Annotated in this window: 13 protein-coding genes; 9 read left to right on the top strand and 4 right to left on the bottom strand. The window is 71.4% G+C overall.

Going from position 1 to position 14650, the window contains the following annotated elements:
* Positions 1 to 41 precede the first annotated feature (41 nt).
* A complete protein-coding gene (locus ABIA35_RS20380; protein WP_370358900.1) occupies positions 42 to 515 on the top strand; it encodes an NUDIX domain-containing protein in 474 nt (157 codons plus the stop codon).
* A 60-nt stretch (positions 516 to 575) separates the two neighbouring features.
* On the opposite strand, the gene ABIA35_RS20375 is transcribed toward ABIA35_RS20380, so the two are convergent.
* Together ABIA35_RS20375 and ABIA35_RS20370 are read right to left on the bottom strand one after the other, a co-directional pair.
* Entirely contained in the window at positions 576 to 1349 is a 774-nt protein-coding gene (locus tag ABIA35_RS20375) for a hypothetical protein (protein ID WP_370358899.1), read from the bottom strand.
* 865 nt (positions 1350 to 2214) lie between these two features.
* The gene (locus ABIA35_RS20370) at positions 2215 to 2724 is read right to left on the bottom strand and encodes an inorganic diphosphatase (RefSeq protein WP_370335940.1); all 510 of its coding nucleotides are present in this window, start codon (positions 2722 to 2724) and stop codon (positions 2215 to 2217) included.
* Between the two features lie 209 nt (positions 2725 to 2933).
* Here ABIA35_RS20370 and dacB point away from each other — a divergent pair, with 209 nt between their 5' ends.
* Positions 2934 to 4328, top strand: coding sequence for a D-alanyl-D-alanine carboxypeptidase/D-alanyl-D-alanine-endopeptidase (dacB, locus tag ABIA35_RS20365; RefSeq protein ID WP_370358898.1), 1395 nt, complete (start codon positions 2934 to 2936; stop codon positions 4326 to 4328).
* Positions 4329 to 4458: 130 nt separating this feature from the next.
* On the opposite strand, the gene ABIA35_RS20360 is transcribed toward dacB, so the two are convergent.
* The gene (locus ABIA35_RS20360) at positions 4459 to 4980 is read right to left on the bottom strand and encodes a winged helix-turn-helix domain-containing protein (protein WP_370335936.1); all 522 of its coding nucleotides are present in this window, start codon (positions 4978 to 4980) and stop codon (positions 4459 to 4461) included.
* A gap of 57 nt (positions 4981 to 5037) precedes the next feature.
* On the opposite strand from ABIA35_RS20360, the gene def reads away from it, so the two are divergent.
* Complete coding sequence (def, locus tag ABIA35_RS20355; RefSeq protein ID WP_370358897.1) at positions 5038 to 5685, top strand: peptide deformylase; 648 nt, start codon at positions 5038 to 5040, stop codon at positions 5683 to 5685.
* A 20-nt stretch (positions 5686 to 5705) separates the two neighbouring features.
* On the opposite strand, the gene ABIA35_RS20350 is transcribed toward def, so the two are convergent.
* Positions 5706 to 6116 carry a MerR family transcriptional regulator gene (locus ABIA35_RS20350; RefSeq protein ID WP_370335932.1) on the bottom strand — a complete coding sequence of 137 codons (411 nt, stop codon included), beginning with the start codon at positions 6114 to 6116 and terminating at the stop codon, positions 5706 to 5708.
* Between the two features lie 340 nt (positions 6117 to 6456).
* On the opposite strand from ABIA35_RS20350, the gene ABIA35_RS20345 reads away from it, so the two are divergent.
* From ABIA35_RS20345 to ABIA35_RS20320, 6 genes are all read left to right on the top strand, one after another.
* A complete protein-coding gene (locus ABIA35_RS20345; protein WP_370335930.1) occupies positions 6457 to 7512 on the top strand; it encodes a zinc-dependent metalloprotease in 1056 nt (351 codons plus the stop codon).
* 231 nt (positions 7513 to 7743) lie between these two features.
* Positions 7744 to 8820, top strand: coding sequence for a tRNA lysidine(34) synthetase TilS (gene tilS, locus ABIA35_RS20340; protein WP_370335928.1), 1077 nt, complete (start codon positions 7744 to 7746; stop codon positions 8818 to 8820).
* A 22-nt stretch (positions 8821 to 8842) separates the two neighbouring features.
* Entirely contained in the window at positions 8843 to 9397 is a 555-nt protein-coding gene (hpt, locus tag ABIA35_RS20335) for a hypoxanthine phosphoribosyltransferase (protein ID WP_317623736.1), read from the top strand.
* A gap of 148 nt (positions 9398 to 9545) precedes the next feature.
* On the top strand, positions 9546 to 11561 hold the full coding sequence (gene ftsH, locus ABIA35_RS20330) for an ATP-dependent zinc metalloprotease FtsH (protein ID WP_370358896.1): 2016 nt from the start codon (positions 9546 to 9548) through the stop codon (positions 11559 to 11561).
* A gap of 83 nt (positions 11562 to 11644) precedes the next feature.
* Complete coding sequence (gene folE / locus ABIA35_RS20325) at positions 11645 to 12259, top strand: GTP cyclohydrolase I FolE (protein WP_370336487.1); 615 nt, start codon at positions 11645 to 11647, stop codon at positions 12257 to 12259.
* A gap of 359 nt (positions 12260 to 12618) precedes the next feature.
* A complete protein-coding gene (locus ABIA35_RS20320; RefSeq protein WP_370358895.1) occupies positions 12619 to 14643 on the top strand; it encodes a phosphatidylglycerol lysyltransferase domain-containing protein in 2025 nt (674 codons plus the stop codon).
* Positions 14644 to 14650: the final 7 nt, after the last annotated feature.

Below are 14650 nucleotides of genomic sequence, written 5' to 3'. Positions count from 1 at the left end.
TCGGCGCATGCCCCGTAACCCGCAGCCGCTAGCGTGACAGCATGCCGATTCCCGAGTTCATCGTCGACATCCGCAAGAAGATAGGCCACGACCTGCTCTGGCTGCCCGGGAGCACCGGCCTCGTCGTCGACGGCGAGCAGCGGGTGCTGCTGGTGCGGCGCGCCGACAACCTCCAGTGGACGCTGGTCACGGGGTGCCTGGATCCGGGGGAGCAGCCGGCGGTCGGGATCGTGCGCGAGATCCTGGAGGAGACCGGGGTGACGGCGCGGGCCGAGCGGGTGCTGGCGGTGGATACGACGGGCCGGCTCACCCACGCCAACGACGACGAGACGGTGTTCTTGGACGTGGTCTTCGTCTGCACGCCGACCGGTGGGACCGCGCGGGTCAACGACGACGAGTCGGTGGACGTCGGCTGGTTCCCGATCGCGGAGCTGCCCGAGTTGCCGCCGCGGCATCAGAAGTATGTGAAGCAGTACCTCGACGGCGGAGAGAAGACGTGGTTCGCCGAGGCGTGAGCAACGATCACGCGTGAGGTGGCACCGAAAGCGTGTCCTCGGCTCCTGGCTCCTCACCCCTCAGCAATGGCAGAGCAGCCGTACGACGACGCAGTCCTCGTCCAACTCCTCCAGATACGTGGTGGACCGCCGCGCGAAGGTGTCGCTCTCCTCGTCCGGGGCCGGGCTGTAGGGCTTGATGCCGGTCCACTCGCCGTCCAGGGTGAGAAGGGCGGCGCGGGCCACGGCCCAGGTCTCCGCCAGTTCGAAGCCGGGTTCGGGGTCGCGGGTGTAGATGGTGATCGGGTCCGTGTCGGGGCCCAGGACCCAGGCGCCCAGGCTCGGGTAGCGCTCGAACACCGACTGGTGGTTCAGGGCCTTGATGAGCGGCTGCGCGTGGTGGTCGGCGACGGCCTCGGTGCGGGGGTAGCCCTCGGGGTCGGCGGCGTGGCGGGCCAGGAACGCCGTCAGCGGTTCGGCCGGCGGGTGGTCGGCGACCAGGCGTTGGAAGTCGTCGTGCTGGGCCTGCCAGTAGACCCGGGCCTCGGTGCGGGCGGCGCGGCGGCAGGCGTCGAAGTCCAGCAGGCCCCGGGGGCCGCCGTCGCAGCGGAGGGGCTCGGGCGGGGTGCCGACGATCACCGGGTCGGCGTGGATCAGGCGGGGGTCGCCGTCGTGGCGGGGCTTCACGGCGAAGCGCTGGCGGCCGGCGTCGACGCGGTACCAGTCCCAGGTGGCCTCGGGGTCGAACGTGTCGCCGCGGTTCATGTCGAACGGCGCCATCGCCTCGGCCAGCGCGCCCTCGACGTCGGACAGCGCCGCCGGCGGCAGGCAGACGTTGACCCGGTACTTGCTCATGGCTGCGGCCCCTCTCGCCGGTCGCGAAGGGGCCGATGCTAGCGGCCCGCGGCGGGCGCCTGCCAACCGGCTTGTCAGGGTTCGGACGGGCGTGTGCCGGCGGGCCACCGCCCACCGGCGCCATCGCCGGTCCGGCCACCGCGAAGACGGCCGCCAGCACCGCCCAGCCGGCCGGGCCGTGCCGGATCGCGGTCTGGGTGACCTCCAGTTGCCGGGCCGGCTCGGTGGTCGTCACCGGCTCGGCGAGCATCAGCAGCAGCCGGGCCCGCGGCTCCCCGAGCAGGCGCTCCAGCGCCGGCCCCGGGGACGGCGGGACCACGCGCTCGGCCAGCGTCGCCAGACCGCGGGCCGGGCACAGGATCCAGGGGTCCGACGCCGGATCGATCTGGCTGACCGCCCCGCGCGCGAAGCAGGTCGGCGCCAGCACCACGCCGGGCTCACGTCGCGGGCCCGGCACGGCCGCAGCGTGCTGTACGCCCGCAGCCCTCTCGGAGATTACTTGGCGGGGATGTCACAATCCGGCGCGCGCCGGGGTCATAGAGGGGAAGACGACGACGCAGCACGATGAGGCGCTCGGCCATGAGCGCGATCCGCGGACGTGGGGGTCTGGGAGGTCGCGCCATCTGAGGCTCGTCTGAGCTCGTTCCGAGCCATCCGAAGGCGTGTGGGACGTCGCGGTCCGAGGGGGGCCGCAGCAGCGGCGATGCCGTCCCGCAACGCGAAGCCCCCGGCGGGATCGCTCCCGCCGGGGGCTCCGGCGTTCTCACCGTTCACCGGGCCGGTCCGGGCTGAGGCCGGCCGGTGTCACCGCCACCGTCTGTGTCAACGCACGGTCTGTGTCAACGCACCGTCTGCCGCGGAACGCCTACAGGTGGTGGACCTTCTCCTCCTCCGGCAGCTCCTCGAACCGCTTGTAGGAGCGCTGGATCTCGGTCTCGGCCTGGGCCCGGTTCTGCCACTCGGCGTGGTGGACCTCCTTGCCCGGCTCCAGGTCCTTGTAGCTGGTGAAGAAGTGCTGGATCTCCTGGCGCTCGAACTCGGAGATGTGGTGGTAGTCGCGCAGGTGCTCGAAGCGCGGGTCGGTGGCCGGCACGCACAGGATCTTGTCGTCGCCGCCGGCCTCGTCGGCCATGTTCAGCATGCCGATCGCGCGGCAGCGGATCAGGCAGCCCGGGAAGGTCGGCTCGTCGAGCAGGACCATCGCGTCCAGCGGGTCGCCGTCCAGGGACAGCGTGTCCTCGATGAAGCCGTAGTCCGTCGGGTAGACCATCGAGGTGAAAAGCATGCGGTCCAGCCGTATGCGGCCGGTCTTGTGGTCGACCTCGTACTTGTTGCGCTGGCCCTTGGGGATCTCGATGAGAACGTCGAACTCCATTGGTCTTTCCTCGTTTCCGCGCTTTCAGGTGCTGCTACTAGTGTCGCCCAGACAGGCGGTGACGACAGAGTTCGCGAGATCAAGGAGTGACCTGAGTGGCAAGACAGGTGCCGGGAACGCTGCCGACCGCCATTGTGTCAGCCGCGCTCGGGATCGTACTGGCCGCGGGCTGCGTGTGGGCAGCCGGTCCGTGGTCCGGCGGGCAACGCGTGAGCGAACGCCGGAGTGGTTCGGGGGCCGGGGTCGGCCCGGTCGCCGCGGGGTCGCGGCACTCGGTCCCGCCGTCCCCGCCGGCGCCCACGAGCCGGTCCGCCGGGCCCGCGCACGCCCCGGCCGGTGTCGCGTTGCAGCCTGTTCTCGCAGGTGAAAAGCCCGGCGGTGGGCTGACGCCCGGTCAGCTGGCCGGCGCGCTGGGCCCGCTGACCCTCGCGGCCGGGCTCGGCAAGCACGTCGGGATCGCGGTCGCCGACCCGGCCTCGCCGACGCTGCTCTTCGACGATCACGCCACCGACGGGTTCGCCCCGGCGTCCACGAACAAAGTGGTGACCGCCGTCGCGGCGCTGGCCGCGCTGGGGCCCGACGACCGGTTCGCGACTCGCGTGGTGCAGGGCCCGAACTCCGGCGCCACGGCATCGATCGTGCTGGTCGGAGGGGGTGACCCGACCTTGTCGACGCAGGGCCCTTCCTCCGATCCGGGCTACCAGCCGGCCTCCCTGGACGACCTCGCCGCGCGCACCGCGACAGCCCTGCACGCCAAAGGCGTGAATTCGGTCACACTCGGCTACGACGCCTCGGTTTTCAGCGGTCCCGGCCTGAACCCGACGTGGTCCCCGGAGTACACCGACGGCAACGTGGCGCCGGTCACCGGCCTGATGGTCGACGAGGGCCGCGCCAAGGCCGCGGACGACCTGAGCCCGCGCGTGAGCGACCCGGCAGCGGTCGCGGCGGCGGACTTCGCGAGCCGCCTGGCGGCCCACGGCATCCAGGTGACCGGCAAGCCCGCCGCGGCGTCCGCGGGCTCCGGCACCCAGGTGGCGGCGGTGACCTCCCCGCGCCTGGCCGACCTGGTCGAGCACATGCTCACGGTCTCCGACAACGACCTCGCCGAAGCACTGCTGCGCCACGTGGCCGTCGCCGACGGCAAGCCGGCGACGTTCGACGGCGGCGTGGCGGCGGTCCGCGACGAACTCGGCAGGCTGGGCGTGGACCTGACCGGCCTGAACGTCCTGGACGGCAGCGGCCTGTCCCGCAAGGACAGCGTCACCCCGGCCTTCGAGGTCAGGGTCCTGTCGGCGGCGGCCGCCGACGCCCACCCGGAGCTGCGCGCGGCGCTGACCGGCCTGCCGGTGGCCGGCTTCACCGGCACCCTGGCCGAGGACGGCCGCTACACGCTCCCGCCGTCCCTGGCCGGCGCCGGCCTGGTGCGCGCCAAGACCGGATCGCTGACCGGCGTGGTGACGCTGGCCGGCCTGGTCCGCGACAGCTCGGGGCAGCTGCTGGTGTTCTCGCTGATGGCGGACGAGGCGCCGGACGCGGCCGCGGCCCGGGCCGCGGTGGACCGGCTGGCCACGACGCTGGCGGGATGCGGGTGCGGCGGAGGGTAGCGGCGGACGCCCGCCGGGCGGCGGGGTGAGCGCCCGATGCGGGGGTGCAAAGAACGTTGAGCAGAGCACGTTGAGATGCAAAGAACGTTGAGATGCAGAGAACGTTGAACGGACAGGCCGTGGCTGCTGATCAGCCGCGGCCTGTCTCGTCGGAGTCCTCCGGCACCAGCGGGAACAAGCGCGCGATGAGCGCGACCGGCAGCGCCCCCTCCGGCCGGGCCAGCGGGCGCTGCTCGCGATCCTGGTAGCGCGCGAGCATCTTCTGGATCGCGCCGGCGATCTGCTTCATCTCCTCGGCGGTCAGGTAGGCGACCGTGCTGAAGGCCTCGTCGCGCGGCCACGCGGCGGGTGCCTGGTCGCGCAGGGTCAGCCAGCGCTGCCAGCTCTCGTCCTCCAGGCCGCGGGCCAGGTCGCCGAACTGGTCGTCGCCGACGGGCGCCTCCTGCTTCAGGCGCCAGGGGCGCGCACGGCCTCCGGTGTGCGGGGCTTCCTCGATGAGGCCGTGGCGTTCGAGTTGGCGCAGGTGGAACGAGCACAGTCCCGAGCTGTGGCCGAGGCGGTTCGCGGCTTCGGTGGCCGTGACCGTGCCGACCTCGGCCAGCAGGTCCAGCAGCGCTGATCGGATCTCGTGGTCGCGCAGGACGTCGTTCACTTTGCAAAGTTTGGTACTTTGCAAAGCCCGGGGCAAGTCAGCGAGAGGACATCCGCGATGGACGTGCGTGTGCAGGGCCGGCCGGCCGGCAGCTACCCGACGGTCGCGCCCGAAGCGGGGTGCGGTTCGCTGCGCCGCATCACCGAGGTGGGGGAGGAGGTCCTGGGGCGGCCGTGCCGGGAGGTGACCGAGTTCGGGAGCGCGGAACTGTCCGCGCTGATCGACGACATGTTCCTGGCGATGCACGTGGCCGAGGGCGCCGGGCTGGCCGCCAACCAGGTCGGCGTGGATCTGCGGCTGTTCGTGTTCGACTGCCTCGACGGACGCGGCGGGCGGCACGTCGGCCACATCGCCAACCCGGTCCTGGAGTTGCCCGAAGGAGAGGGGCGGCGGCTCGTAGAGGACGTGGAGGGCTGCCTGTCCGTGCCGGGCGCGACGGTGGTCGTCCCGCGGACCGAGAGCGCCGTCGTGCGCGGCTTCGACAAGGACGGCGAGCCGCTGGTCATCGAGGGGCGGGACTACTTCGCCCGGTGCCTGCAGCACGAGACCGACCACCTGTCCGGGACCGTCTACCTCGACCGGCTCTCGAAGCGGAACCGCAAGGACGCGCTGGAGCAGATGGAAGAACGGCGCGAGGCGGTGTACGCCCGGCGGGCCACGATGGCGGCCAGGCTGGAGAAGCTGAAGCAGAAGCAGAGCCTCTGAGCCCTGAGCCGGCCCCGCTCCTAAGCCGCCGCCTCCGCACCCGTCTCGACCAGGTCCGGCTCGACGCCCAGTGCGCACTGCTTCAACGACCCCACATAAGCCGCGATCGCGTCATGGTTCCGCGTCAGCAGGGCGATCCGCTCCGCGAGCCGGTCGCGGTGCCCCTCCAGCGTCTCGATGATCTCCGGTGTCGCGTCCGCGAAGTGGATCTCGCTCGGCTCGTTCAGGCACGGCAGGATCTGCTTGATGATGCGCGTGGAAAGCCCCGCGTCCAGCAGGCCGCGGATGTGCGCGACCTGGTCGACCAGGGCCTCGTCGTAGTCGCGGTAGCCGTTGGCGCAGCGGCCGACGCGGATCAGGCCCTGCTCCTCGTAGTAGCGGAGCAGCCGGGGGCTGGTGGCGGTGAGCTCCGCCAGTTCGCCGATGCGCATGTGGCCCACCTCGCAGGTCGTCCGAGGGCTTTGCCTCGCCGCTTGACCTTCACATCCATGTGAAGGTTCGACCATGGTCGCATGAGCCAGGACATCGAACTCTAACTACGGCTGGCATGACTACGGCCCGCGGGTCGGCATCTGGCGGCCGGTTTGTCAGTAGGTTACGTGGTGAACCACCCCGGTGTGTGGACCACGACCGCGGACGCCATCGCCGACCACTACCTGGCGGTGACCGGGCAGGCCGGGGCCACGGCGTCCACCGGATGACCCCCTCGCCCGGCCGATCCGCCGCGATCCGATCTAGGTTTCGCCGTCCCCGCCACGTAGCCTGAGAGCCATGACGGCGAGAGCGCAGCTGGTCGACTGGCAACTTGCGGTGGCGACGGCGCAGCGCCTGGTGCGGCCGGGCCCGGCGACCTCCGCGGCCGAGGCCGCCGCCACGGTTGCGGACCTGCGCCGATACGCCGCCGAGTCCCGCGAGCACGTGGCCGCCTTCACGGGCCTGGCCAACCAGGGCACCATCCTGACCGAGCCGCAGGTGCTGGTGGTGGACCGGGCTGGCTGGATCAAGGCCAACGCCGAGGGCTTCCGGATCGTCACCGAGCCGCTGGCCCGCAAGCTGAACGAGAAGCGCGAGGGCGTGCCGCCCTCCGGGCTGGCGGCCCTGGGCCCGAAGGCCACCGCGCTGGAGCTGGGCACCCTGCTGGCCTACCTGTCGCACCGGATCCTGGGGCAGTACGAGATCTTCCAGGAGCCCGGCCGGCTGCTGCTGGTCGCCCCGAACATCGTCAGCGTGGAGCGCGAGCTGCAGGTCAAGCCGGACGACTTCCGGCTGTGGGTCTGCCTGCACGAGGAGACGCACCGCACCCAGTTCGCCGCGGTGCCGTGGCTGCGGGCGCACATCCTCGGCGAGATCGAGTCCTTCATCGCCGGCATGGACACCGACCCCGGCGCGCTGGCCAAGCGGGTCCGCGAGGCCGCCGCGCTGCGGCGCGAGACCGGCGAGCGGCGCCCGATCACCGAGCTGGTGCAGACCCCGGCGCAGGTCGCGGTGCTGGACCGGATGGTCGCGGTGATGTCGCTGCTGGAGGGGCACGCGGACTTCGTGATGGACGGCGTCGGACCCCAGGTGGTGCCGAGCGTCGGCGACATCCGCGCCAAGTTCGGGCAGCGCCGGGCCAAGGGCGCCAGCCGGATCGACGCCATCGTGCGCCGGGTGATCGGCATGGACGCCAAGATCCGGCAGTACCGCGACGGCGCGAAGTTCGTCGGCGCGGTGGTCGAGCAGGCCGGGATGTCCGGCTTCAACCGGGTGTGGACCTCGCCGAACACGCTGCCCACCAGGGCCGAGATCCACGACCCGGCCGCCTGGCTGGCCCGCGTGCGGCCTTAGTCCGGCCCGGGTGCGGCCCTGGTACGGCCCTGGTGCAGCCGTAGTGCGGCCTTGGGCAGTCCGGGGAAGTGAGCGCATGATGGGCGAAAGTCGCCGACCGCGGGACCGCTCCACGCCGTAAGGGTGGTCCTGCGGAGTGTCGCCGCGACCTGAGAAGGGTCTGCGTCGTTGCTCCGGGAAAGATGCCCAAGGAGAAAGACCTGGGCGTCGCATGTACGAAGGAGTACCACCATGGGTCCAGCACCCGCCGTCGCCGCGATACGTCTGGCCGTCCGCAAGGCCCTGTCCGACCTCCCCCCGGGCGCCCTGGTCCTGGTCGCCTGCTCCGGCGGCGCCGACTCCATCGCGCTGGCCTGCGCGACCGCGTTCGTCGCGCCCCGGCTCTCGCTGCGCTTCGGCGGCCTGACCGTCGACCACAACCTGCAGGAGGGCTCGGCCGCGCAGGCCGAGCGCGTCGTGCGCTTCCTCGGCGGCCTGGGCTTCGACCCGGTCGAGAGCCTGTCGGTGCGGGTCGAGGGGCGCGGCGGGCCCGAGGCCGCGGCCCGGGTCGCGCGCTACGGCGCGCTGGACGCCGCCGCCGAGCGCCTCGGCGCGGCCACCGTCCTGCTCGGCCACACCCGCGACGACCAGGCCGAGACCGTGCTGCTCGGGCTGGCCCGGGGCTCGGGGGCCCGGAGCCTGGCCGGGATGCCCGCGGTGAGCGGCCGTTACGCGCGCCCCTTCCTGGACCTGCCGCGGAGCACCACCGTGGCCGCCGCCGCGGCCGAGGGCTTCGAGCCCTGGGACGATCCGCACAACACCGACCCGGCCTACACCCGTTCGCGGGTCCGGCACGCGGCCATCCCGGCGCTGTCCGAGGCCCTCGGGCCGGGGATACCGGAAGCCCTGGCGCGGACCGCGAAGATGCTGCGTGAGGACACCGAGGCGCTCGACGCGTGGGCCGCCCGGGAGTTCGACCGGCTGCTGGAACCCTTCGGCGACTGTGATCTGTCCCACTACCTCGACGTGTCCGAACTGTCCGGGCTGCCCACCGCCGTGCGCCGCCGGGTGCTGCGCCTGGCCGCGCTGCGGGCCGGGTGCCCCGGCTCTGACCTGGCCGCGGTCCACATCGAGGAGCTGGACCGGCTGCTGACCGACTGGCGGGGCCAGGGGCCGTTGCACCTGCCCAGCGCGGTCGCGGTGGCCCGGCGGTATGGAAAGCTGGCCTTCGAGAGATCCGGTGCGCTGCGCCGAGCAGGCGCGGACCGGAACGATCCCGGCCAGCCGGCGGAGGACCCCGCCCCGGCCGGATTGTTGATGCCGGCTTAGCGACGCACGAGGGGCTTCCAGCGTGGACGACAAGGACATGGGCCAGGATCTGGAGAAGGTCCTCATCCCCGCCGACGAGATCAAGGCCAAGGTGGCCGGGCTCGCCCGCGCGATCGAGGCCGACTACCAGGGCAAGGAAGTCCTGCTGGTCGGGGTGCTCAACGGCGCGCTGGTGGTGATGGCCGACCTGATCCGCGAGCTGCACATCGACTCCGAGATGGACTGGATGGCGATCTCCTCCTACGGGGCGGGCACCAAGTCCTCCGGGGTGGTGCGGATCCTGAAGGACCTCGGCGCCGACATCCAGGACCGGCACGTGCTGGTGGTCGAGGACATCATCGACTCCGGGCTGACCCTGTCCTGGCTGCTGTCCAACCTGCGCTCGCGCCGTCCGGCCTCGCTGGAGGTGGTGACGCTGCTGCGCAAGCCCGATGCCGCCAAGGTGGCCATCGACGTCAAGTACGTCGGCTTCGACATCCCCAACGAGTTCGTCGTCGGCTACGGCCTGGACTACGCCCAGCGCTTCCGCGGTCTGCCCTTCATCGGCACACTCGCGCCGCACGTATACAGTTCGTAGGCGGAATGACACTCCGATAAGCCACGTTGGGACCAGTAGTGGTTCATCGGGAGCCTCGCGCGGGAACGCAGTGACCGCGTACGGTCGTTAGGCATCATGAACCACCCCACCCCCGCCGTGAACCGCTAGCACGAGTCGTAGAGGATCGATGGACGTCAAGCGTTACTTCCGAGGCCCAGTGATCTGGGTCGTCCTGGCCGTCGTGGCGGTCCTCGCGGTCATGCAGCTGGTCTCCTCGGCCGGCGGCCCCAAGTCCGTGGACACCTCCGTCATCCTGGACGCCATCCACAAGAACCAGGCCGTCTCGGCCAAGGTCGTCGGCGGCTCCGGCTCCTCGGTCGAGATCAAGGTCGACCCGAACAGCACGGTGGCCCAGCAGCAGGGCGCCTCCGACCTGAAGGCCACCTACCTGAACGACCAGCAGGGCGCCGCCATCACGCAGGCGCTGGACAGCTCTCAGACGGCCGGCGGCCTCAAGGACGGCTACAACGTCTCGCTGGCCAGGCAGAACGCCTTCGTCGGCATCCTGATCACGCTGCTGCCCTTCGTGCTGATCGCCCTGGTCTTCCTGTTCCTGATGAACCAGATGCAGGGCGGCGGCTCCCGGGTGATGAACTTCGGGAAGTCCAAGGCCAAGCTGGTCAGCAAGGACACCCCGAAGACCACCTTCGCCGACGTGGCCGGTGCCGACGAGGCCGTGGAGGAGCTCCAGGAGGTCAAGGAGTTCCTGGAGGCCCCGGCGAAGTTCCAGGCCATCGGTGCCAAGATCCCCAAGGGCGTGCTGCTCTACGGCCCGCCCGGAACCGGCAAGACCCTGCTGGCCCGCGCGGTGGCCGGCGAGGCCGGCGTGCCGTTCTTCTCGATCTCCGGCTCGGACTTCGTCGAGATGTTCGTCGGTGTCGGCGCCTCCCGGGTGCGCGACCTGTTCGAGCAGGCCAAGGCCAACGCACCGGCGATCGTGTTCGTCGACGAGATCGACGCCGTGGGCCGGCACCGCGGCGCCGGCCTGGGCGGCGGCCATGACGAGCGCGAGCAGACGCTGAACCAGCTGCTGGTCGAGATGGACGGCTTCGACGTCAAGGGCGGCGTGATCCTGATCGCCGCGACCAACCGCCCGGACATCCTGGACCCGGCGCTGCTGCGCCCGGGCCGCTTCGACCGGCAGATCGCGGTCGAGGCCCCGGACCTGGAGGGCCGCAAGCAGATCCTGCGGGTGCACTCCAAGGGCAAGCCGTTGGCCCAGGGCGTGGACCTGGACTCGCTGGCCAAGCGCACCCCCGGCTTCACCGGCGCGGACCTGGCCAACGTGCTGAACGAGGCCGCGCTGCTGACCGCGCGCGGGGACAAGAAGCTCATCGACAACGAGTCGCTGGACGAGGCCGTGGACCGCGTGGTCGCCGGCCCCCAGAAGCGCACCCGCCTGATGAGCGACAAGGAGAAGAAGGTCACCGCCTACCACGAGGGCGGCCACGCCCTGGTGGCGCACGCGATGCCGAACCTGGACCCGGTGCACAAGGTGACGATCCTGTCCCGCGGCCGCGCCCTGGGCTACACCATGGTGCTGCCGGAGGAGGACAAGTACTCCACCACGCGCAACGAGATGCTGGACAACCTGGCCTACGCGATGGGCGGGCGCACCGCCGAGGAGCTGGTCTTCCACGACCCGACCACCGGCGCCTCCAACGACATCGAGAAGGCCACCAACATCGCCCGCTCGATGGTCACCCAGTACGGCATGACCGAGCGCCTGGGCCCGATCAAGTTCGGCAAGGACTCCGGCGAGGTCTTCCTGGGCCGGGACATGGGCCACCAGCGCGACTACTCCGAGGAGATCGCCTCGATCGTCGACGAGGAGGTCAAGCGGCTCATCGAGAGCGCGCACGACGAGGCCTGGGAGGTCCTGGTCGAGTACCGCGACATCCTGGACCAGCTGGTCCTGGAGCTGCTGGAGAAGGAGACGCTGAACAAGGAGCAGATCGCGGCGATCTTCGCCCCGGTGGCCAAGCGCCCGCAGCGCCCGGCCTGGATCGGCTCCTCGCGCCGCACCCTGCAGACCCGCCCGCCGGTGCAGACGCCGCGCGAGCTGGAGGCGGCCCGCTCGGCCGCCAACGGGACGGTGACCGACAGCATCGTCGGCCGGACGGACACGGTGCCCGAACAGTGAGTGAGAGCAACACCCAGAACCACGGCGGCGGTGCCGCTCCCCAGGCCGGCAGCGGCCAGGGGAGCGGCATCGCCCGCGTCAGCCTGGCCGGGCAGCCCGAGTTGGCCGCCCCGGACCTGGGCCGCGCGGTCGCCGAGTACGACGCCGAGCGCGCCGAGCGCGCGGTGCGCGAACTGCTCATAGCGGTCGGCGAGGACCCCGACCGCGACGGCCTGAAGGAGACCCCGGCGCGGGTCGCGCGGGCCTATCGCGAGATGTTCGCCGGGCTGCACCAGGGCCCCGAGGACGTGCTCACGACGACCTTCGACCTGGGCCACGACGAGATGGTGCTGGTGCGCGACATCGAGGTGTACAGCACCTGCGAGCACCACCTCGTGCCGTTCCACGGAGTGGCCCACGTGGGGTACATTCCCTCGGTGGACGGACGGATCACGGGCCTGTCCAAGCTGGCCCGGCTCGTCGACGTCTACGCCAAGCGGCCCCAGGTCCAGGAGCGTCTGACGACCCAGATCGCCGACGCGCTGGTCCGCATCCTCGAGCCGCGCGGGGTCATCGTCGTTGTGGAGTGCGAACATCTGTGCATGTCGATGCGAGGGATCAGGAAGCCGGGCGCGAAGACCGTGACGTCGGCGGTGCGGGGGCAACTGCTCGCCCCGGCCAGCCGCGCCGAGGCGATGAGCCTGATCCTGGGCCGGTGAGGGCGCGCTCGCCCCGGACCCTCGCCTCGGAACGCCCGGGCCCGACTGCCGGACCCGCCTCCGGCCCCACCGGTGGCGGGCGCGGTACAGGGGGTGCCGGTGGCGTTCCCGGCCCGCGCGTCAAGTCCTCCGGGACGGGTAAGCGCGGGGGTGAGGCCACAGGACATGCGGGTGCCACCGGTGATTTGCCGAAGGATGCCCCGGCGCGCACCGGAGCGCGGCACAATCAGGTCGGATCCCTCACACCGGCGGACGCCGGTAACACCGGTGACGCTGAATACATCGGTGACGCTGACGACATCGGTGACAACCTGCACCGTGCCCTCGAACGTCCCTCCAACATGACTCGGGCCAAAGCCATGACCTCCAAGACCGCGCCGCCCCCGTCCGACGCGGCGGCGACGGCGCAGCCTCCGCAGCACCGGAACTGGGTGCCGCGGCTCGTCGCGTTCATCACCTACCTGGCCGGCTTCGGCAACATCGCCTCGGCCATCTCGCCCGGCTTCCGGCATTCCCGGGTGCACTCGATCAGCGTCAAGGTGCCCACCGAGGTGCAGAACCTGGCCGCCGCGGCCACCTTGATGTCCGGCGTCGTGCTGGTGCTGATCGCGCACGCGCTCAAGCGCCGCAAGAAGCGGGCCTGGTGGGTCGCGGTCGTCCTGCTGGTCACGGTGGTGTGCTTCCACATCGTGCGCTCGTTCCGCGGCGGGGACCGCGACGCGGCGTCGCACTACCTGGGCGTCCAGATCGTCCTGACCATCGTGGTGTTGGTCCTGCTGCTGGTCTACCGCGAGGAGTTCTACGCCCTCGGCGACCCGTACACGCGCTGGCGCGCGCTGCGCGCCTTCGTCCTGCTGGCGGCGTTCTCCTTCGCCTCCGGCATGGCGCTGATGTACTGGCAGGGCAAGCACATTCAGGGCGACCCGACGCTGTGGACCCGGTTCCGGCACGTGGCGCTGGGCCTGATCGGCATCGACGGGCCGGTCCACTTCAAGCGCGGCTCCACCGACGACCTGGTCGCCCTGCTGCTCGGCGGGCTGGGTCTGATGACCGCGCTGATCGTGGCCTACCTGGTGCTCCGTCCGGCCGAGCCGATCGCCCGGCAGTCCGCCGAGGACGACGAGCGGCTGCGCGAGCTGATCGCCAAGCAGGGCCGCCGCGACTCGCTGGCCTACTTCGCCACCCACCGCGACAAGTCGGTGATCTGGTCGCCCTCGGGCAAGGCCGCGATCACCTACCGCGTGGTCTCCGGCGTGATGCTGGCCTCCGGCGACCCCATCGGCGATCCCGAGGCCTGGCCCGGCGCGATCAAGGTGTACGTCGAGGAGGCCGACCGGCACGCCTGGGTGGTGGCCGTGGTCGGCTGCTCGGAGACCGGCGGCGAGGTGTGGTGCCGCGAGGCCGACCTGGACGCGCTGGAACTGGGCGACGAGGCCATCTGCTACACCGACAAGTTCAGCCTGGAAGGCCGCGCGATGCGCAACGTGCGGCAGATGGTGAACCGGGTCGAGCGCCAGGGCTACGAGTGCCAGGTGCGCCGGCTCAAGGACATCCCGCGCGCCGAGGTCGAGACCATCAAGACCGGCATCGAGGCCTGGCGCGGGTCCAGCGAGCGCGGCAGCTTCTCCATGGCGCTGGGCCCGGACCGCTTCGGCGACCCGTCCGACGGCGAGTGCGTGGTGGCCACCGCGACCAAGGACGGCGAGGTCCGGGCGCTGATCAACTTCGTGCCCTGGGGCACCGACGGCATGAGCCTGGACCTGATGGTGCGCGACCGCGAGGCCGAGCCCGGGCTGAACGAGCTGCTGATCGTCAAGGCCATGCAGGGGGCCAAGGGCCTGAACATCACGCGGGCCTCGCTGAACTTCGCGGTCTTCCGCTCCGCCCTGGAGCGCGGCGAGAAGCTCGGCGCCGGCCCGATCACCCGGATGTGGCGCTCCACGCTGGTGTTCTTCTCGCGCTGGTACCAGATCGAGTCGCTGTACAAGTTCAACTCGAAGTTCCAGCCGGAGTGGGTGCCGCGGTTCGTGGCCTTCAAGAACACCCGGGACATCCCGCGCGTGGGCCTGGCCTACGCCGAGGCCGAGGGCTTCATCGTCCCGCCGGGCCTGCCCTGGTCGAAGAAGGACCGGGACGAGCGCGAGCTGGACGACGCCGACGTCGACGCCGAGTGCCCCGAGCACGGTGCCAAGGCCGGCGAGGACGAGGACCGGACCGCTGCCGGGAACACTGACGAAAACACCGCCGAAAGCACCGACGAGAACACTGGCGGGAACACCGGCGGGGGCTCTGCCGGGCACACCGAGGGCGCCGAGGAGCGCACCGCCGGTGAGCCGCAGGCCGCACTTCGCGGGCCGGGAGGCCAGAAGGCCGCGAACGGCTAGGCTTTCA

Origin of the sequence: Catenulispora sp. MAP12-49, from assembly GCF_041262705.1 — a bacterium.
GTDB lineage: Bacteria > Actinomycetota > Actinomycetes > Streptomycetales > Catenulisporaceae > Catenulispora.
This window is presented reverse-complemented; position numbering and strand designations above follow the sequence as displayed.

Excerpts from the sequence above, each read along its gene's own strand:
- ABIA35_RS20380 (WP_370358900.1), top strand. The coding sequence starts at position 42 with ATGCCGATTCCCGAGTTCATCGTCGACATCCGCAAGAAGATAGGCCAC.
- ABIA35_RS20350 (WP_370335932.1), bottom strand. The coding sequence starts at position 6,116 with ATGCGCATCGGCGAACTGGCGGAGCTCACCGCCACCAGCCCCCGGCTG.
- ABIA35_RS20345 (WP_370335930.1), top strand. The coding sequence starts at position 6,457 with ATGACGGCGAGAGCGCAGCTGGTCGACTGGCAACTTGCGGTGGCGACG.
- tilS (WP_370335928.1), top strand. The coding sequence starts at position 7,744 with ATGGGTCCAGCACCCGCCGTCGCCGCGATACGTCTGGCCGTCCGCAAG.
- ABIA35_RS20375 (WP_370358899.1), bottom strand. The coding sequence starts at position 1,349 with ATGAGCAAGTACCGGGTCAACGTCTGCCTGCCGCCGGCGGCGCTGTCC.
- ABIA35_RS20370 (WP_370335940.1), bottom strand. The coding sequence starts at position 2,724 with ATGGAGTTCGACGTTCTCATCGAGATCCCCAAGGGCCAGCGCAACAAG.
- ftsH (WP_370358896.1), top strand. The coding sequence starts at position 9,546 with ATGGACGTCAAGCGTTACTTCCGAGGCCCAGTGATCTGGGTCGTCCTG.
- def (WP_370358897.1), top strand. The coding sequence starts at position 5,038 with ATGGACGTGCGTGTGCAGGGCCGGCCGGCCGGCAGCTACCCGACGGTC.
- ABIA35_RS20320 (WP_370358895.1), top strand. The coding sequence starts at position 12,619 with ATGACCTCCAAGACCGCGCCGCCCCCGTCCGACGCGGCGGCGACGGCG.